At 59.3% G+C, this 19249-nt stretch carries 13 protein-coding genes; 8 read left to right on the top strand and 5 right to left on the bottom strand.

Annotated elements, in window-relative coordinates:
• Positions 1-121: 121 nt before the first annotated feature.
• Together LG376_RS08600 and LG376_RS08595 are read left to right on the top strand one after the other, a co-directional pair.
• Positions 122-1186: a PAC2 family protein gene (locus tag LG376_RS08600; RefSeq protein WP_225746848.1), complete on the top strand. Its 1065-nt coding sequence runs from the start codon at positions 122-124 to the stop codon at positions 1184-1186.
• A gap of 34 nt (positions 1187-1220) precedes the next feature.
• Positions 1221-3764: an RNA helicase gene (locus tag LG376_RS08595; protein WP_225746847.1), complete on the top strand. Its 2544-nt coding sequence runs from the start codon at positions 1221-1223 to the stop codon at positions 3762-3764.
• Between the two features lie 89 nt (positions 3765-3853).
• On the opposite strand, the gene LG376_RS08590 is transcribed toward LG376_RS08595, so the two are convergent.
• Both LG376_RS08590 and LG376_RS08585 read right to left on the bottom strand, forming a co-directional pair.
• Complete coding sequence (locus tag LG376_RS08590; protein ID WP_049377405.1) at positions 3854-4378, bottom strand: carboxymuconolactone decarboxylase family protein; 525 nt, start codon at positions 4376-4378, stop codon at positions 3854-3856.
• Positions 4379-4475: 97 nt separating this feature from the next.
• On the bottom strand, positions 4476-5069 hold the full coding sequence (locus LG376_RS08585) for a peroxiredoxin (protein WP_023021385.1): 594 nt from the start codon (positions 5067-5069) through the stop codon (positions 4476-4478).
• A gap of 160 nt (positions 5070-5229) precedes the next feature.
• On the opposite strand from LG376_RS08585, the gene LG376_RS08580 reads away from it, so the two are divergent.
• Positions 5230-6174 carry a hydrogen peroxide-inducible genes activator gene (locus tag LG376_RS08580; RefSeq protein ID WP_198493189.1) on the top strand — a complete coding sequence of 315 codons (945 nt, stop codon included), beginning with the start codon at positions 5230-5232 and terminating at the stop codon, positions 6172-6174.
• A gap of 88 nt (positions 6175-6262) precedes the next feature.
• Here LG376_RS08580 and LG376_RS08575 read toward each other — a convergent pair whose 3' ends face one another.
• Entirely contained in the window at positions 6263-7171 is a 909-nt protein-coding gene (locus tag LG376_RS08575; RefSeq protein ID WP_225746846.1) for a hypothetical protein, read from the bottom strand.
• A 106-nt stretch (positions 7172-7277) separates the two neighbouring features.
• On the opposite strand from LG376_RS08575, the gene hrpA reads away from it, so the two are divergent.
• Positions 7278-11165 (top strand): ATP-dependent RNA helicase HrpA, encoded by a 3888-nt coding sequence (gene hrpA / locus LG376_RS08570; RefSeq protein ID WP_225746845.1) that lies wholly within the window; start codon positions 7278-7280, stop codon positions 11163-11165.
• Here hrpA and nrdR read toward each other — a convergent pair.
• A complete protein-coding gene (gene nrdR, locus LG376_RS08565) occupies positions 11162-11620 on the bottom strand; it encodes a transcriptional regulator NrdR (protein WP_005328590.1) in 459 nt (152 codons plus the stop codon). The two genes, hrpA and nrdR, sit on opposite strands and share 4 nt — an antisense overlap.
• A gap of 730 nt (positions 11621-12350) precedes the next feature.
• Between nrdR and lexA the strand changes: the two genes are divergently transcribed.
• Together lexA and LG376_RS08555 are read left to right on the top strand one after the other, a co-directional pair.
• On the top strand, positions 12351-13055 hold the full coding sequence (gene lexA, locus LG376_RS08560; RefSeq protein WP_198493192.1) for a transcriptional repressor LexA: 705 nt from the start codon (positions 12351-12353) through the stop codon (positions 13053-13055).
• Positions 13056-13413: 358 nt separating this feature from the next.
• A complete protein-coding gene (locus LG376_RS08555) occupies positions 13414-14196 on the top strand; it encodes a DeoR/GlpR family DNA-binding transcription regulator (RefSeq protein ID WP_049377410.1) in 783 nt (260 codons plus the stop codon).
• 21 nt (positions 14197-14217) lie between these two features.
• Here LG376_RS08555 and ptsP read toward each other — a convergent pair whose 3' ends face one another.
• The gene (ptsP, locus tag LG376_RS08550) at positions 14218-15906 is read right to left on the bottom strand and encodes a phosphoenolpyruvate--protein phosphotransferase (RefSeq protein WP_225746844.1); all 1689 of its coding nucleotides are present in this window, start codon (positions 15904-15906) and stop codon (positions 14218-14220) included.
• A gap of 198 nt (positions 15907-16104) precedes the next feature.
• Here ptsP and LG376_RS08545 point away from each other — a divergent pair, with 198 nt between their 5' ends.
• Both LG376_RS08545 and LG376_RS08540 read left to right on the top strand, forming a co-directional pair.
• Positions 16105-17070, top strand: a complete 966-nt coding sequence (locus LG376_RS08545) for a 1-phosphofructokinase family hexose kinase (RefSeq protein ID WP_225746843.1) — start codon at positions 16105-16107, stop codon at positions 17068-17070.
• A gap of 13 nt (positions 17071-17083) precedes the next feature.
• The gene (locus LG376_RS08540; protein WP_225746842.1) at positions 17084-19207 is read left to right on the top strand and encodes a fructose-specific PTS transporter subunit EIIC; all 2124 of its coding nucleotides are present in this window, start codon (positions 17084-17086) and stop codon (positions 19205-19207) included.
• The last annotated feature ends 42 nt before the right edge of the window (positions 19208-19249 follow it).

Genomic DNA, 19249 nt, shown 5'->3' with positions numbered 1-19249 from the left:
TTGCGCTGGCAATGCGCAGCGGTTTGGGGCACAATTGTTTATTTAACCTCGCGGTGCGCGCGGGAATAGTACGCACGCACGCGGCGTTGGGGTAGGTGAGAAAGCAAGGAGGTAACACAACATGCACGAAGAAGATCGCCGCATGTATGAGCTGGAATATCCGGCTCCGGTGATTAGGGATGATTCCGGTGACGGACAAGGCCCCACCATGATTGTTGCCATGCACGGCTATGCTGACGCTGGCCAGGCCATTGAAGCAAGTGCTGACCACCTGAAGGCCGCTTTGGAAGGCCGTCAGCTGGCATCGTTTAACTCTGATGAGCTGATTGATTACCGCTCGCGCCGCCCAGCCATCACGATTGATAAGGATCGGGCGCTGGAAATCGAGTCTATGGATCTTGGCATTAAGGTCCTGCGCGATAATTCCGGCAAGACTTTCCTACTGCTGTCTGGCCCTGAGCCAGACATGCGCTGGGAGGCGTTCACTACGGCCGTGGTGAAGCTGGTGGAAAAGTTCAATATTGAAAACACCATCATGCTCTATGCCGCGCCGATGCCGGTGCCGCATACCCGCCCTACGGTGGTTACGGCCCATGGCACCTCCTCCCGCTTGACCGAGCACATGCTCTCGATGGATTCCACCATGATGGTGCCAGGCTCCGCCGCGCTGTATCTGGAAAAGGCTCTGGCGGATAAGCACCGCACCGTGGCTGGATATACCGTCCACGTGCCGCATTACTTGGCCGCTTCGCCTTATCCGCAGGCCACGTACCAGTTGCTGGATGCGGTGGCCCGGGCGGCGCGCCTGAATATTCCTTTGGGCAGCATTGAGGCCGACATTTCTCGCGTGGAAAACCAACTGGAGGAACAAGTTGGTGGCTCGGATGAGATTGAAGGCGTAGTCCAACAACTCGAGCAGCAGTATGACGCTTATATGGAGCGCTACCGCAAGGAGCATCCGCAGGCGATCATGCCTGGCGAGGAGCCCATGCCTACCGGTGAGGAACTCAGCGAGGAATTCCAAGCATTCTTGGCTTCCTTGGATGAAGAAGAAAGCCAGCAGATTATCAATACCGAGATCGATGACCGCGAAGATTCCGCCGAGGAGGAAGGCCCACAGTCCGATGATGGGAAGGATGGCCCTGATTCTGCTTCGGGCGAGGGCGACTTAGGTGACGATATCTAACTAACCCGCCCCCATCGCCGCTAAGGTGGTGGGGGTGAACTTATCTCAGCTGCTGCCAGATTTAACGGAAGTACCCGAGTCCCTCGTAGACGAGGCAATTTGGGATACCTTTACCTCGTGGACCACCGGCCGGGGTATCAATTTGTACCAAGCTCAGGAAGAAGCCTCGCTCGGTATTTTGGCCGGCGATAATGTTATCCTCGCTACCCCTACGGGCTCGGGAAAGTCCATGGTGGCTAATGCTGCGCACTTCATTGCCCTAGCTCGTGGCCAGCGCAGTTTCTATACCGCACCGATCAAGGCCCTTGTGAGCGAGAAGTTCTTTGCTCTGTGCGATATCTTCGGCGCCGAGAATGTGGGCATGATGACTGGCGACGCCACCGTTAATGGCAATGCCCCCATCATCGCCGCCACCGCCGAGATTGTGGCCAATATTGCGCTGCGCGATGGCGCCGAGGCCAATATCGACCAGGTAGTGATGGACGAGTTCCACTACTACTCCGAACCGGACCGCGGATGGGCATGGCAGGTGCCGCTGCTGGAGTTGTCGAAGGCGCAGTTCCTGCTCATGTCGGCCACTCTGGGCGATACTCAGTGGCTAGATGAGGATCTCACCCGCCGCACCGGCCGCGCCACCAACCTCGTCGCCGGCACCACGCGGCCTGTGCCACTTGATTTTTCCTATGTCTTTAGCGCGGTGCACGAGACCATCGAGGAGCTCTTGGCCGATAAGAAGGCACCCATCTACGTGGTGCACTTCTCGCAGCGTGAAGCGGCCGAGCGCGCGCAGGCGTTGACCTCACTTTCGGGGATTATCACTAAGGAAGAAAAGGAAGCGATTGCCCAGGAAATCGGTGGGTTCCGCTTCACCACCGCCTTTGGCAAGGATCTATCCAAGCTGCTGCGCAAGGGCATCGGCATCCACCACGCGGGCATGCTGCCCAAATACCGCCGATTGGTAGAGCGCCTGGCACAAAAGGGCCTGCTTAAGGTCATTTGCGGCACCGATACCCTGGGTGTGGGCATTAACGTGCCCATCCGCACCGTGCTGATGACTGGGCTTGCCAAGTTCGACGGCCAGCGCCAACGCATCCTCAAATCGCGCGAATTCCACCAGATTGCCGGCCGCGCCGGCCGCGCCGGCTATGACACCGAGGGCACTGTGGTGGTCGAGGCCCCCGAGCACGAGATCGAAAATGCCAAGGAACGCCGCCGCATCGGCGACGACCCCAAACGCTTGAAGAAGCTCAAGAAAAAGTCCGCCCGAGAGGGCGAGGTGTCCTGGTCCGAGAAGACTTTCGCGCGCCTTACTGAGGCGGAACCGGAACAGCTGACCTCTCAGTTCCGCGTTTCTAATTCCATGCTGCTCAACGTCTTGGCGCGCCACGGCAATGGCTATGACCACATGCGCCACCTGCTGCGAGACAACCACGATAACCGCAGCAAGCAGAATAAGGACATCCTCACCGCACTCGATCTCTTCCGCGGGCTAGTGGATTCCGGCGTGGTGCAAAAGTCCACCAAGGGATTGGATATCTACGGCCGCCCCTACCATTTGGTGCGAGAGCTGCCGCGTGACTTTGCGCTCAATCAGCCGCTGGGCCCATTCGCCTTGGCGGCGCTCTCGCTGCTGGACCCGGAAGCGGAGACCTATAGCCTGGACGTTATTTCAGTTTTTGAGGCCATCCTAGATGACCCGCGCCAGGTGCTCATTGCCCAGCAGAAGCAGCGCCGCGGCGAAGAGATCGCCGCGCTGAAGGCGGACGGGGTGGACTACACCGACCGCATGAATATCGTGGAGGATATCACTTGGCCGAAGCCGCTCGAGGAGCTATTGGAGCAGGCCTACGATACTTTCGCTGAGACCAATGCGTGGGTCAAGGAGTTTGAGCTGCGACCCAAGTCCGTGGTGCGCGACATGCTCGAGAATGCGATGACCTTCTCGGATCTGGTCGCCACCTACGGCTTGGCCCGCTCCGAGGGCGTGATTTTGCGCTACCTGACCGACGCCTGGCGCACTCTTAAGCAATCCATTCCGGACGAGTACAACACTCCAGAGCTTGAAGATATCGTTGTCTGGCTAGGTGAGCTTATTCGCCAGGTGGATTCCTCGCTTGTCGACGAATGGGCGCAAATGGCCGGCGAAGACTCCCCCATCGACCAAGATACGGTGGACCGCGAGCTGGCCTTTGGCGTGGAGGACCCCACCGCGCTCACGGCCAATCGCCGCGCCTTTACCATCATGGTGCGCAATTACATGTTCCGCTTGGTGCAGCTCTTTGCTTTGGAAAAGGAAGACCGCTTAGCGGAGCTGCTCGATTACTTGGACGAGGTGCCAGACTTCGGCGCTATCCTAGATGATTACTTCGATGAGTATGATGACATCGATTCCGGCCCCGAGGCCCGCGGCCCGGAGTATTTCCGCCTAAGCGATACTGACTCGCGTGCGTGGTCCGTGCGCCAGATCATCAAGGACCCAGACGGCGATCACGCCTACCAGTTCGTCGCTACGGTAGATCTCGATGCCTCCGATGAGGCCGGCGAAGTCCGGCTGTCGGACCTGCGCGTGGAGTACTAGCCTGCGAAAACGACAAAGCCGCCCTGGCTGCCACGCCCCAGAATAAGAGGGACGTCGGCAAGCGCGAGGGCGGCTAAAAGCCGGCTATTTTAGCGTGCGGCCTCAATCTGGACAGCCTGTGCCACAGCCTGGACAACGGCCGCAACCTTGACGGCCTCCCAGACCTGCTCCTTGCTCAGACCAGCCTCGTTGAGCTCGTGAGCGTGAGCACCCAGGCAGTGCTCGCAGCCATTGATGGCGGAGACTGCGGTATTCCACAGCTCGAAGTTGGCCTTGTCCACGCCTGGCTTGGAGATGATGTTCATGCGCAGGCCGAACTTAACCTGTGCGTAGTCATCGCCCAACCAACCCTTGGCGCGGTAGGCAACGTTGTTCATAGCCATAACGGTGGCTGCGCCGTAAGCTGCCTCGATAGCTTCCTCAGACAGGTGCTCCTTTGCTTCCTCCGCAATCTCAGAAAGCACGGTGTCATTGCGGGTTGCGGCAGCCGATGCCAGCAGGCAGCCCCAGAGCTGCTCCTCGTCCAGGTCCTTGGAACGGGTCAGGGCGCCCAGGTTGAGCTTCTGGTCCTTGGCGTACTCCGGCAGGGAAGACTTCAGATTATCAATAGACATAACTTTTTTCCTTTGCGGTTTTGATAGGAGTTTTCTGCATTGGATTTAAAAGGAAACCCCGCCACGAAAGCGGGGTAAACCTGCATCTCAGTGAGATTTAGAGCGCGGACTGAACGACGTCCATCTTGTTGATGTTCTTGGTTGGGTCGTTCTTCTCCCAGTTGCAAGCGCAAACCTCTTCGGACTGCAGGGCGTCGAGCACACGCAGAACCTCGTCTACGTTACGGCCAACAGCATCCGGGGTAACGGAGACGAACTGGATAACGCCATCCGGGTCGATGATGAAGGTAGCACGGTCAGCAACGCCATCAGCGTTTTCTACACCCAGTGCACGGATGAGGTCGTGGCGCACGTCAGAGAACATCGGGAAAGGAACTTCCTTCAGCTCTGGGTGAGTTGCGCGCCAGTTGAAGTGAGCGAACTCGTTATCGGTGGAGCCGCCAAGGATCTGGGTATCGCGGTCCTGGAACTCCTCGTCCAGCTTGCCAAAGGCAGCGATCTCGGTCGGGCAGACGAAGGTGAAGTCCTTCGGGTAGAAAAAGACCACCTTCCACTTGCCCTCGTACTTGTCCAGGGATACCTGCTCGAAGTAGTCCTCCGGCTGGTTAGCGTTGACGTCGTGCAGGTCGCCACCGGTCAGGGCGGTGAGGTTGAACTCTGGGAACTTTTCGCCGACGGTCAAAATAGGCATAGTCTTCAACTCCTTTAGCAAAGGCTTTTCCTCTAAGTTTCCTGCCGCTTGGCGTACAAGCAGCGGGGCAGGACCGCATCCGGCCCAACACGATCAGTTATACCATCTTTTCCGCTCGCGTCAATAGCAAATCCTATAGGTAAGTGTTAGAGTAATAGGCATGAATAATAAAGAGTATCGCCCTACACTTGCTCAGCTGCGCACCTTCGTCACCGTTGCGGAAAACAAGCACTTTGGTACCGCAGCTGCCAAACTCGAAATTTCCCAGCCCTCCCTCTCCCAGGGTCTCGTTGCCCTCGAACAGGGATTGGGCTTGCAGCTTATCGAGCGCTCCACCCGCAAGGTCATCGTCACCTCGGCCGGTGAGACCCTCCTCCCCTACGCCAAGGCAACGCTTGAAGCAGCCGATACCTTCCTGGCCAACGCTCGCGGCGCCAACGGCACCCTTGCCGGCCCACTGACCATCGGCGTTATCCCCACCATCGCCCCTTACATCCTCCCCGATCTGCTCTCCATGCTTGCGGAGGCTTACCCGGATCTCGAGCCGCGTTTCGTCGAGGAGCAAACCCAGCACCTCATTACCCGCCTGCGCAACGGTAACTTGGACCTTGCCATCATGGCCCTTCCATCCGAGGCCACCGGCATGGTCGATAGCCCGCTTTACACGGAGCAATTCTCCATTGTCTGCCCGCCCGATCACCCCATCGCTGGCCGTGAGGATGTCAAGCTTGCGGAACTCAAGGACCTGGATTTGCTGCTGCTTGACGACGGCCACTGCTTGCGCGACCAGGTAGTCGATCTTTGCCGCCATGCCAATATCAACCCGGCCGAGGCCACCAATTCCGTCACCCGCGCTTCCTCCCTGACCACCATCATGCAGCTGGTCATGGGCGGGCTGGGCTGCACCCTCGTCCCCGAATCCGCCCTCGCCACCGAATGCCATGGCAAGGACGTCGCCATCGCCCACTTTGCCTCCGATGTCACCGCCGAACGCGAGGTGGGTCTCGTGTTCCGTTCCTCCGCAGCTCGCGCCGAGGAGTTCCGCGAATTCGGCACGCTCATCACCGCCGCCTATAACAAGGCGATTGAGCGCTCCCGACAGTAGCCGCTTGCGGCAAGCCCCACGGGGGCGTCGCCAAGCACACCAAAGGCCACCGCCCCTAACTGGAACGGTGGCCTTTAACTATGGTGCGCTACGCCTGCGGGAGCGTATTGCGCCCAGCACACTGGCGGAACATATGCGCCTGTGCTAAGAGCGTAACCGGATACGCCACAATGAGGCCAATGCCCAAAAGCAAGAAGCCGGCCACAATGATGAAAAAGTTCAAAATGGAAAGCAGTAGCAGCTGACCGTAATTGTTCTTACCTGCCTGAAAGCCCTTCTTCACGGCGTCACCAACGCCATCGCCGTCGGCCGCGAACCATTGCATCAGCGAGAAGAATGGTTGGATAAAGAAGCTAATGAGCAAAAGCACGCCCATGATGCCCATGACGCTTAATACTGCCGCAACTGCTTCGTCCTCCGTCATATTCTCGGCGTCGTTAAGCAACCCATAGACAGTTCCACCTACTGCAGCGAATGCAATGAGGCTCGCCACCGCTCCGATGACGAGCATGATGACCAGCGGCTGCCACCAGCGTACGTTCTTAAACAGATAGCCCCACCCGGTGCGAGAATCATCAATCTGGAAAAGCGCCAGACGCATAATTACCAGCGACAATACAAGGCTTAGGACAGTCGAGATGAGCTGAGAAACCGAAGAGCCCGCAGTTGGCTCACCCGTACCGGAGTAGCTCGCGGCATTGATGCCGCCTGCAACGGCGACAAAAACGATACTTAGAACAAAAAGCGCTAGTGCTCCTAGAATCCACAGCTTCCAATTCCCAAAGACAGTCCTAAAAGCCCAAGAAACCGCATCTATTGCGGAGACTTTACCGGTAAACGGCCGCTGGCCTGCTTGATAGCCCACGTAGCCTTGGGTATTTTCTTCATGGCTGCCATCATAAGACGGAAGCTGTCCGTAGTTTGGACGGTCCTCGGGGTGATCGGTCGGTTCGTAGCGCGGAAAATCATCATTCCCACCCGAATACGGGTTCGTCATAACCGGGGTTCCTCCTTAAGGAATGCGAATCTGTGCATGGATAAGTATTTTCACCTTAACAACTTTTTCCTCATTTCTGGCGGGCAGGTAAACTCTGTGCCTAGTCATGACTATGAATGAAACCCCTTCCCGCGATGAACTTTTCGCTGCACTCGACAATGTCACCCTCTCTGAAGCCCGGTCCTTCCGTCGCCGCCTCAAGAAGGCCCGTGCCCCTAAAGCGCTGCAAGAAATCGGCGCTGATATCCATGCCGCGGCCGAGCGCGTCGCACTTACCGACGCCGCCGTTCCCGCCATCACCTACCCCGACGCCCTCCCCGTCACCGCCCGCAAGGACGATATCGCCGAGGCCATTCGGGACAACCAGGTCGTCATCATCGCTGGTGAGACCGGTTCTGGTAAGACCACCCAGATCCCGAAAATCTGCCTCGAGCTAGGTCGCGGCCGGCGCGGGTTCATCGGCCATACCCAGCCGCGCCGTATTGCAGCGCGCACCGTGGCCGAACGCATCGCCGCGGAATTGGACCAGAAAATCGGCGAGTCCGTTGGCTACGCCATCCGCTTCGATGACCGCGTCTCTGAGACCACCGCCGTCAAGCTTATGACCGACGGCATTCTGCTCGCCGAGATGCAACGCGACCGCTTCCTCAATAAGTACGACACCATCATCATCGATGAGGCCCACGAACGCTCGCTCAATATCGACTTCCTCTTGGGCTACTTGAAGCGCCTATTGCCCAAGCGTCCCGACCTCAAGGTGATCATCACCTCCGCAACCATCGACCCAGAAAGCTTCGCCGCCCACTTTGCCGACGCCGACGGCAACCCCGCCCCCATTATCGAGGTCTCCGGACGCACCTACCCCGTAGAAATCCGCTACCGGCCACTCGAATTCGAGGCCGGCGGAAAAGTCGTGGACCAAGACCCGCTCGATGGCTTGACCGAGGCCATCGAAGAGCTCATGCGCGAAGGCAGCGGCGATATCCTGTGTTTCTTCCCTAGCGAGCGAGATATCCGCGATGCCATGGAGGCCATCGAAGGCAAAAAATGGAAAAACGTCGAGGTCACTCCCCTCTTTGGCCGCCTATCTAACCAAGAACAGCACCGCGTTTTCAGCGAACACCGTGGCCGCCGCATCGTCTTGGCCACCAATATCGCCGAAACCTCGCTTACCGTGCCCGGTATCCGCTATGTCGTCGATACCGGCACCGCCCGCATCTCGCGGTATTCCACGCGCACCAAGGTCCAGCGGTTGCCCATCGAGCCCATCTCGCAGGCCTCCGCCAACCAGCGCTCCGGCCGTTGCGGCCGCGTTGCGGACGGCATCGCCATCCGCCTCTACAGCGAACAGGATTTTGAAAGCCGTCCCGAGTTCACCGACCCAGAAATCCTGCGCACCAATCTCGCGAGTGTCATCCTCCAAATGGTTTCGCTCAAGCTCGGTGATATCGAACAATTCCCCTTCATCCAACCTCCCGAGCACAAGGCCATCCGCGATGGTCTCACGCTCCTCCACGAGCTCGGCGCCCTCCACGACAAGCAGGACAAGCCCTCGCTCACCACCATCGGCCGCGATCTCGCCCGCATCCCACTGGATCCGCGCATGGCACGCATGCTCATTGAAGCCAATACCAACGGATGCCTCGATGATGTCATGGTCATCGTTGCCGCCATGACCATCCAGGATGTGCGCGAACGCCCCCTCGACTTCCAAGCCCAGGCCGACCAAGCCCACGCCCGCTTCAAGGACAAGACCTCGGATTTCTTGTCCATGCTCAAACTATGGGATTACATCAAGCAAACCCGCAACGAACAATCCGGCAATAAGTTCCGCAAGCGCATGAAACAGGAGTTCCTCCACTACATGCGCATCCGGGAGTGGTTTGACTTGGTACGCCAGCTCAAGGATGTCGCCAAGCAGCTAGGTTGGACCTACCAGGAAGGCACCGAGCGCCGCTCCGATGACATACACATGTCCCTCCTTTCGGGCCTGCTATCCAATATCGGCGCCCGCGATGGCAACTCCAAAGAATTCCAAGGCGCGCGCAACACCCGCTTCCTGGTATTCCCTGGCTCCGCCCTGGCTAAAAAGCCTCCCGAATTCCTCATGGCTGCCGAGCTGGTAGAAACTTCCCGCCTCTGGGCGCGCGATGTCGCCGCCATCGATCCCGCCTGGGTGGAAAAGCTCGGTGCAGACCTGCTCAAGCACAACTACTCCGAGCCCACCTGGTCTCGCAAGCGCGCCGCCGCCATCGCGCACCAAAAATCCACGCTCTACGGCGTGCCCATCGTGGCCGACCGAACCGTGCCCTACCACCGCGTCGATCCCACCGCTGCCCGCGATATGTTCATCCGCAACGCCCTTATCGCCGGCGACTGGAACACCCACCACGCCTTCTTCAAGGCCAACGCCCAAGCGCTTGACGACGCCGCCGCATACGAAGAAAAGGCCCGCCGCCGCGGCCTCATCGTGGACGAAGGCACGCTCTTCGATTTCTATGACCAGCGCATTCCAGCAAAGGTAACCACCGGCCGCCACTTTGACTCGTGGTGGAAAAAGGAGCGCCGCCGCACCCCGGATCTGCTGGATTTCGATCCCACTAAGCTCATCGATGACTCCCACGAGGTCACCGAGGAATCCTTCCCCGACCACTGGCGCAAGGGTTCTATCGATTACGAACTGACCTACAAGTTCGAGCCCGGCGATCCTCTCGACGGCGTCACCGTAATGGTTCCCATTCCTATGCTCGCCGGCTTGGATACCGAAGACTTCGATTGGCTCGTTCCGGGTCTGCGCCTCGAGCTCGTCACCGAGCTTATCCGGAGCCTGCCCAAGGCCCTGCGCCGCACCGTCGTACCCGCGCCCGAGTTTGCCGAGCGCGCCATCGACCGCCTCATCCCTTATGAAGGACCCATCACCCAGCAGCTTGCCGACGTCCTCCGCGAACTCGGTGGTCAAGGAATCAACGCCACCGACTTCCAGGTCAGCAAGCTACCCGCCCACCTGCGGATGAATTACGGGGCCATCGATAAGCGCGGCAAAATCGTCGACTCCGACCGCGACCTCGCGGCGCTCGTCCGACGTCAGGCCGGACACATCAAGTCCTCCGTATCTCGCGTCTCGCGCACCTCCGAGTCCACCGCCGTCAGCGAATGGACCGACGACACCCTCGGCACCATCGATGACACGGTCAAGACCACCGTCGACGGCCACGAGGTCACCGCCTACCCTGCCCTGGTCGCTACCAAGGAGGGCGTCGAACTCAAGGTCCATCCCACCAAGGCCGCCGCAGACGCCGCCATGGTCACGACCACACTTACGCTCCTCATGCGTGAGATATCCGTCAACGCCTCCCAAATGGTCAAGGGCCTGCCATTGCAACAGCGCGTCGCCGTCGATTCCTATCCGCACGGCGGCGCCGACGGTCTTGTCAACGACGCCCGCGTCGCCGCGATCCGCGACCTGATGATGGAAGCCGGCGGACCTGTCCGCACCCCCGCAGCGTTCCAGAAGCTTAAAGACACCGTCAAGCCCCAAGTCCCAGGCCGCGTACGCCAGGCAGTAGTAGCTATTGCCCCAGGACTCGCCGAGTACTCCAACCTGCGAGCGGAACTCGCTCATTGGGACGGTCCAGCAATCGATGACATGCGCGCACAACTGGACTTCCTCCTACCCCGAAACGCCATCACTGTCCACGGAATGTCCCATCTGCGTCATCTACCGCGATATATCCAAGCCATGCGAATTCGCCTAGAGGACATGAACCTTGACCCGGACCGCGATGCGGACCGCCAAGCCGAGGTAGACAACGCCAAGGCCTACCTATCCAACCGCCTTCGCAGCCTCCCGGCCGGCCGTGAAAAGACCCGCGAGGTCAAGGACGTGCACTGGATGATCGAGGAACTTCGAGTTTCTCTTTTCGCTCAGCGCCTTGGCACAGCCCACGCCGTTTCACTCCGCCGTATCCAAAAGGCGGTGGACAAACTGCGTTAAAAGTCCTCGCGATCGCGCCTTCGCATCAGCCGAATCTCGGATTCAAAGTCATCTGCGCTTTCAAAGGATTTATATACAGAGGCAAAGCGCAGATAGGCCACCTCATCAAGGTCCCGCAGTGGTTCCAGGATGGCCAGGCCAATCTCGTTCGCGTTGACCTGCGAGGAGCCATGACTGCGCACGGTCTCCTCTACTTCTTGCGCCAGCTTCTTCAGGGCATCGTCGCTTACATCTCGCCCCTGGCAGGCACGGCGCACGCCGCGAATCAATTTATCTCTGCTGAAGGGCTCGGCCAGACCGTTTCTCTTCACCACAAGCAACACGGCCTTCTCAACCGTGGTAAAGCGCCCCTTGCACGAAGCACACTCGCGCCGGCGACGAATCGACGCTCCAGCATCGACCACACGCGAGTCGATGACGCGGGATTGCTCATTGTGACAAAAGGGGCAATACACAGTGGTCCTTTCACTGACGTTGTTACGCCAGTAGTTTACTCACCTTCAATTCCGTTCGACCACTGGGCTTCGCCCCATCGTTCCCCCTAGCGTGTTACTGCAGCCTCTACTTGTTGCACATTAGAGGCCGGCGGTTGCGGTGCACTGCTTCCTTCAGTGCTAGCTAGTCCGCCTAACAAAGTACCCACAAAGACCGCTACACCAAACACTGCGCCCAATGCGTAGTTACCTGTGTTCGACTCACCCACGCTGTTTCGACCCCTATTCGATCTGTTTCCAGACCTTCCGGTCGACGTACGGTTCGAACGATAGGTCGTGCAATCTTCCACACGAAGAGTTCGAACATACCAAGAGTTTGCGGTACTGCGGACCGCAGAACCGTAGCCACGCTCCACATCCCATACGGCCGCAGAAGGCACCACTACGGGTTCGCTAGCGTTGCGAGTTACCAGGTTATTGCGAGAATTGAGCAGCAGAGACATAACTTTCCTTTCGACGACTGACCCCACCGTAGGCACCTCATGCGACACGCCATGATATCCAGTCGCCATAATGTTCGATTTAGTCGGTACGTTCGATTTATAGCATCGCTTCGAATACTTGTCCACCCCAACGCGAAAATCTCGAACATCTGTACTTTTCGTGCTACAAATGACGTGTGGCAACTTTTCAGCGCCGCGAGCTAACAGACCACCTATAAACCCACCCGATCCCCTCCGAGGAGCCAGCAATGGGCCGCAAGCCAAAGAAGACCACCGAGAAGACCGATTACGCCTCCCTATCTGACCGCCAGCGACGCATTCTCAATGTCATTAGTGACGCCGTTATGTTGCGTGGTTACCCACCAAGCATTCGCGAAATTGGTGACGCAGCGGGTCTACAGTCCACATCATCGGTTGCCTATCAGCTAAAACAATTGGAAGAGAAAGGGTTTTTGCGACGAGACCCTAATAAGCCGCGTGCCGTAGATGTTCGTCACCTTAATACGGATGATGGCGCCAAAAAGCCCGGCCGCAAGCCGGCTAAGCCTGAGCAGCAAATTCCCGAGGATGCAGGTGCCGTTTCTTATATTCCTGTGGTCGGCCGTATCGCTGCGGGAGCACCCATTACCGCAGAGGAAAACGTCGACACATACTTCCCAATGCCTGACGAGGTGGTCGGTGGCGGCGATCTTTATATGCTGCAAGTAGTCGGCGACTCGATGCAGGATGCCGGCATCCTTGACGGCGACTGGGTAATTATTCGTTCCCAGTCAGTTGCAGAGGAAGGCGAGTTCGTGGCCGCCCTGCTCGAAGGATCTGAAGCTACCGTCAAGGAGTTCCACCGCGATTCCTCCGGCGTGTGGCTGCTTCCCCACAATGAGGCCTACGCTCCCATCAACGGCGATGATGCGGAAATCATGGGCAAGGTTGTATCGGTATTCCGTAAGCTTTAACCACTCACCCGACGCAGATTCTATAACCCCGCAAGGGCCGAGCATGGCCTCGCGGGGTCTATCTATGTTCCCCCTTCGTTGACGCGGCCCATTTGCTGCTACCCCCATTTTTGCTCCAATTCGGACCCGGACACCAAAAGAGACGAAAATCCCACTTTCCCACTTTTCCTTCTAACCAGGCATTTCAGAGCGTCAGATCCACAATGCAGCTGTGCAAATTTTTGCTTTAGTCCGTTTATTCCCGATTTTTGAGACAATGGACTAAGCAAAACAACATCGCCGGATTTTCATTTCCGCATAAAGTGGCAACTTTTACCCCCACGCCATGACGCGATGTCTCTAGATTCAAGGAGGAATCATGTACGCAGAAGAGCGGCGTCGCCAAATCGCTTCCCTCACCGCCGTTGAAGGCCGCGTTAACGTCACTGAGCTCTCAGAACGCTTCGAAGTTACGGCCGAGACCATTCGCCGCGACCTTGCAGTGCTTGACCGTGAGGGTATCGTCCATCGCGTGCATGGCGGCGCAGTAGCCTCCCAATCCTTCCAGACCGCGGAGCTTACCCTGGATACCCGCCAGCGGTCCGCCTCCGGCGCAAAAGCGGCTATCGCCCGCGCGGCCCTAGATTTTCTCCCCCAGGGCGGCGGCAGCATTTTCTTGGACGCAGGCACCACCATTAACGCGTTCGCGGAGCTCATTGGACAGCAATACCCGCAGGCGCAGTTTAATATTGTCTCCAATAGCCTGCCCATCGCCCTGTCGCTAGCGGGCAATGGCGTGCCTGACGTCCAGCTACTTGGCGGTACGGTCCGCGCGATTACCCAAGCCGTCGTTGGCGATACCGCGCTGCGCACCATAGCTTTAATGCGTGCCGACGTCGCCTTTATCGGCACCAATGCCCTAACCCTGGACCATGGCTTGTCGACGGCCGACTCCCAAGAGGCAGCCATCAAGTCCGCCTTTGTCACCAATGCCCACAAGGTAGTGGTCATGTGTGACTCCAGCAAGCTGGGCAATGACTATTTGGTAAGTTTCGCGTCTGCCGCCGATATTGACGTCGTCATTACGGACGCCGCTGCCCCCGATTCTTTCGTGGAAGCGTTGCGCGAGCGCGAAATTGAGGTCGTGCTCGCCAGCGAATAATCCCCCGATCCTTCGCCTACTTTAGGCGAAGGACTCCATGCGTTCTACCACTGCGGTACGGGCAGCGTCAGGGCTTTCCGCATCCAGTGCCACCTCGGCAAGCTGTTGGCACTGTTCCAAGGTAACTTCTGCCAGCTGCGCGCCGACGCCTGCTACCGCCGTCGACGCTGCGGATAGCGAATTTACGCCCAAACCGGTAAGCACGCAGGCCAACATCGGGTCGGCTGCTGCCTCACCGCACACGCCCACCGCGACGTTATTGGCCTGGCCCACGATGCAGGTGTGCTGAATGAGCCGCAGCACAGCCGGCTGCCACGGGTCGGTCAGGTAGGCCAGCTGTGGCGACAGGCGATCTGCAGCCATAGTGTACTGAGTCAGGTCATTGGTGCCGATGGACACGAAATCAAGGTGCGGCATGATTTTATCCGCCATAAGCGCTGCGGCCGGAACCTCGATCATGGCGCCGGCAGTCAGGCCGCGCTCGCGGCACAGGCTAGCAAACCACTGGGCCTCGGTAGAGGTGGCAACCATAGGAGCCATGACCCAAGTAGATGCTTTGTCATCGCGAGCCTCAGCCGCCTGCGCAATCGCATCCAGCTGGCGGGTCAGCAGAGCCTCATTATCGCGTGCTATACGCAGGCCACGAACACCCAATGCTGGGTTTTCCTCGGAGCTTAGCGTGGCATAAGAGATAGGCTTATCGGATCCGGCATCCAGCGTACGTACGACAACCTTTGATTCAGGAAAGGCATTAAAGACCTTGCCGTAAATCTTTGCCTGCTCATCAACGCTGGGCTCTTCACTGGCCGAGAGGAACGACAGCTCCGTGCGGTAGAGGCCAATGCCTTCTGCCTGCGAATCCGAAGCAATGCGGGCGGCGTTGCCATCAGCGACGTTGGCAAGCAGCTGCACACGGTGACCGTCCTTGGTTTCAGCCGGGCCGCGCCATTGGGCAACGCGTGCCGCACGCTCGCGGTACTCGGCCACTGCCTTTGTGGAAGCCTCTTCATCGGCCCCAAGGGTGACGGCGCCTACTGCACCATCGACGAATACCAACGTGCCGCTTTCAATATCGCTAAGCGCGGCGCCCACAGCAACGATGCATGGAATATCCAACTGACGGGCGATGATGGCCGTATGGCTGGTAGGTCCACCAAGCTCGGTGACAAGGGCCTTGATGTGCTTGGTATCCAGCGTCGCGGTATCGGCCGGGGCCAAATCGTCCGCGAACAGCACGGCCTCGCCGTCTACGAGCGGCAGGCCCGGCTCGTCCTCGCCGCGCAGCTCTGCGATTACGCGGTCGCGCACGTCCTTCAAGTCAGTGGTGCGCTCTGCCATCACGCCGCCAGCGGCCTCGAACATGGTGACAAACTTATCGGTGGCACCGACAGTGGCGAATTCCGCATTCCGGCCGGTGCGGATATTCTTGCGCACCGCCTTATGCCAACCACGGTCCTTGACCATGCCGGCCGTTGCGGTCAGAACTTCCGCAGCCTGACCTTCCGCGGCAGCAGCTCGCTGCTCCAAGCGGCCAGCGACAGTATCTACGGCCGCAAGGAAGCGGTCGTATTCAGAATCGCTCGCTTGCTCTGGGTCAATGCTTCCCTCGGTAGGCAGAGCCGGGCGAGGGCGGACCCACACGGCTTCGGCGTAGGCGACTCCGGCAACGACACCGGTTCCTTTGATTGTGGACTCAGACGCGTTTTCCATGAGCGTACTTCCTTCGAAGATAGCGGTTTATTAACTTCCAGAACACCACAAATCGGATAGAAAAGCAATGTATACCACAGAAATTCTGTTGACTTTCGGACACAATCGGACAAGAATCAACATTTAAGGGCGGGCCATGCCCGCGAGGTTCTCTCCAACGGCATTCGGCCCCAATATACAACCTGCGAAAGGGACAACTTGATTCTCACGCTGACCCCCAATCCCAGTATCGACGCCACCCTTGTGCTCAGCGAGCCATTGACCTCCGGTGATGTCCACCGCGCCAGCGAGGTCACACAGGTTGCTGGCGGCAAGGGTGTAAACGTCACCCATGCCGTGCACTTGGCCGGCGAGCAATCCTTGGCTCTTTTCCCGGCCCACGACTCCGATTCTTTCCTAACTCTCATCCACTCGGCCGGGCTGCCTTCCTCTGCAATCCACATGGATGGCACAATTCGCGTCAATACCACCATCACAGAGCCTGATGGCACTACCACCAAGGTCAACGGTCCAGGCCCTGTGCTTTCCGACGCCGACTCCCACGCCATTACCTCCGAGCTCACCGCCCGCGCCCTTGCCTCCGACTGGGTGGTACTAGCCGGCTCCCTGCCGCGTGGCGTTAACACCGATTGGTATTGCGATCTCATCTCCGCGGTCCGCGCGGCCGCACCACAGGCTCGCATTGCCGTCGATACGTCAGATGCCCCAATGCAGGCCATTGGCGAAAGCCTCAATTCTGCTGCGCCGGATCTCATTAAGCCCAATGGATTAGAGCTCGGCCAGCTCACCGGAACCGACGGCCGCGAACTGGAAGACCAGGCCGCACGCGGCGAGTATTCGGGGGTTGTTCGGGCGGCCCGGGACGTCGTCAAGCAGGGCATCGCAGAAGTACTCGTCACTCTTGGCGGTGCCGGCGCGGTGCTGGTTACCGCGGACGGCGCTTGGGCTGCAACTCCCCCGCCAGCACCGGTGAAATCCACCGTAGGCGCCGGTGACGCCGCGCTCGCCGGATACCTCCTCGGCCGCACCGCAGGTAAGTCGCCGGCCGATAGCCTCGCGCAGTCGGTGGCCTACGGAACTGCGGCTGCATCCAAACAAGGCACCCAATTCCCCCGCCCAGAAGAACTCGATATCGCACATACCCCCGTAAACTCGCTAGCCTAAGGAGTGCCTAAACATGGCTTCCGACCTCATCACTACCGACCTAGTCGCGCTCGACGCCGACTTCGGCGACAGCGTTGACTCCGTCATCACCAACCTGGCCACGCTGGTCCATGACACCGGCCGAGCCACCGACATCGCCGGTTTGGCACAGCCCGCCATTGACCGCGAGGCCAAGGCCGGTACCGGCGTCCCTGGCGGAGTCGCCATTCCACACTGCCGCTCCGAGGCCGTGACCGAACCTACCCTCGCATTCGCTCGTCTGAGCCGCGGCGTGGATTTCTCCGGCCCCGACGGCGACGCTCAGCTCGTCTTCCTCATCGCCGCTCCGGCCGGCGGCGGCAAAGCCCACTTGAAGATTTTGTCCAAGTTGGCCCGCGCCCTTGTGCGCAAGGACTTCCTCGAGGCACTTCGCAACGCACCCACCAAGGAAGAAATCGTTCGGCTTGTGCTGGACGTAGTAAATGCCGAAAAGCCAAAGAAGAAGCCAGCCGAAGAACCGGCCGCCCAGGGCGCTACTGCCGGCACTGCCGCAACCGGTGCCGGTGCCAGTGCCGCCGGCTCCTCCGCTGCCGCGCCCTCGGCCGCAACCCCTACCAACGCAGAATCTTCGGCCGATGTCACCCGCATCGTGGCCATCACCGCCTGCCCCACCGGCATCGCCCACACCTACATGGCCGCCGACGCGCTGACCCAGACCGCAGCCGAGCGTGACGACGTCTCGCTGACCGTAGAGACCCAAGGCTCGTCAAATAATGAGTCTGTCTCTCAAGCCACCATCGACGCGGCCGATGCAGTTATCTTCGCCACGGACGTCGGCGTGCGCGATCGCGAGCGCTTCGCTGGCAAGCCGGTAATCGAATCCGGCGTCAAGCGCGCCATCAATGAACCCGGCACCATGCTCGATGAGGCCGTCGCTGCCGCGCACAACCCCCACTCGCACAAAGTCTCCGGCACCGCTACCCGTGCCGATGCGGAAGAAGAAGGCAAGTCTCTCGGTTGGGGCAAGCGCATCCAGCAAGCCATTATGACCGGCGTGTCTTATATGGTCCCGTTCGTCGCGGCCGGTGGTCTGCTGCTCGCCCTCGGCTTCCTTTTCGGTGGTGCCGATATGGCAAATGGTTGGCAAGCACTATCGACGGACTTTTCGCTCGGCAACCTCCCCGGCCATGACGTGACCGTTGACGGCGAACTCATGCACTTCGAGCGCTCCGGGTTCTTGCTCTATCTCGGCGCTGTTCTCTTCGCCGTCGGCCAAGCGGCTATGGGCTTTATTGTCGCCGCGCTGTCGGGCTATATCGCCTACGCGCTCGCCGGCCGTCCGGGCATCGCCCCGGGCTTCGCGGGCGGCGCGATCGCAGTCACCTTGGGCGCTGGGTTCATCGGTGGCCTGGTAACTGGTCTTCTGGCGGGCTTTATCGCCATGTGGATTGGCAATTGGAAAGTGCCACGCTGGCTGGGCTCGCTCATGCCGGTCGTCATTATCCCGCTGCTTACCTCGCTAATCGTCGGCCTTGCAATGTACCTGCTGCTGGGTGCACCGTTGGCAGCCATCATGGACGGCCTGCAAAATTGGCTATCGTCCATGTCCGGCTCCTCGGCCGTGCTCCTTGGCATCATCCTCGGCTTGATGATGTGCTTCGACCTGGGCGGCCCAGTCAATAAGGCTGCCTACCTCTTCGCGACGGCCGGGCTGTCTACCGGTGACGAATCCTCCATGCAGATCATGGCCGCCGTCATGGCTTCCGGCATGGTCGCACCGATTGCGCTGTCTCTGGCTACGTTTATCCGCAAATCTCTGTTTACACCGGCCGAGCAGGAGAACGGCAAGTCCGCCTGGCTGCTGGGTCTGTCCTTCGTCTCAGAGGGTGCCATCCCCTTTGCGGCGGCCGATCCGTTCCGCGTCATCCCTTCGATGATGGCCGGCGGCGCGGTGACGGGCGCAATTTCGATGGCCCTGTCGGTCGGTTCCCGTGCCCCGCACGGCGGCGTGTTCGTCTTCTTCGCCATTGACCCGTTCTGGGGCTACCTCGTGGCCATTGCGGCCGGCGTGGTTGTCTCCACTGCGGCGGTGCTGGCGATGAAGCAGTTCTGGCCTAACAAGGCCGTCGAAGAAGCCGCCCAGAACGTGGCAGCATAAACCAAACACTCGTACACTGGACTTTAAAAATCCCCGTAAGAA

The organism is Corynebacterium sp. Marseille-P4611, assembly GCF_916618765.1.
In the GTDB taxonomy this organism is placed as follows: Bacteria; Actinomycetota; Actinomycetes; order Mycobacteriales; family Mycobacteriaceae; genus Corynebacterium; species Corynebacterium marquesiae.
The sequence above is the reverse complement of the archived record's forward strand: the minus strand, read 5'-3'. Positions and strand labels throughout refer to the sequence as shown.

Coding starts and splice junctions, on each gene's coding strand:
- lexA (WP_198493192.1), top strand. CDS start 12,351: ATGGGCCGCAAGCCAAAGAAGACCACCGAGAAGACCGATTACGCCTCC.
- LG376_RS08585 (WP_023021385.1), bottom strand. CDS start 5,069: ATGCCTATTTTGACCGTCGGCGAAAAGTTCCCAGAGTTCAACCTCACC.
- LG376_RS08590 (WP_049377405.1), bottom strand. CDS start 4,378: ATGTCTATTGATAATCTGAAGTCTTCCCTGCCGGAGTACGCCAAGGAC.
- LG376_RS08540 (WP_225746842.1), top strand. CDS start 17,084: ATGGCTTCCGACCTCATCACTACCGACCTAGTCGCGCTCGACGCCGAC.
- LG376_RS08580 (WP_198493189.1), top strand. CDS start 5,230: ATGAATAATAAAGAGTATCGCCCTACACTTGCTCAGCTGCGCACCTTC.
- ptsP (WP_225746844.1), bottom strand. CDS start 15,906: ATGGAAAACGCGTCTGAGTCCACAATCAAAGGAACCGGTGTCGTTGCC.
- LG376_RS08575 (WP_225746846.1), bottom strand. CDS start 7,171: ATGACGAACCCGTATTCGGGTGGGAATGATGATTTTCCGCGCTACGAA.
- LG376_RS08555 (WP_049377410.1), top strand. CDS start 13,414: ATGTACGCAGAAGAGCGGCGTCGCCAAATCGCTTCCCTCACCGCCGTT.
- hrpA (WP_225746845.1), top strand. CDS start 7,278: ATGACTATGAATGAAACCCCTTCCCGCGATGAACTTTTCGCTGCACTC.
- LG376_RS08600 (WP_225746848.1), top strand. CDS start 122: ATGCACGAAGAAGATCGCCGCATGTATGAGCTGGAATATCCGGCTCCG.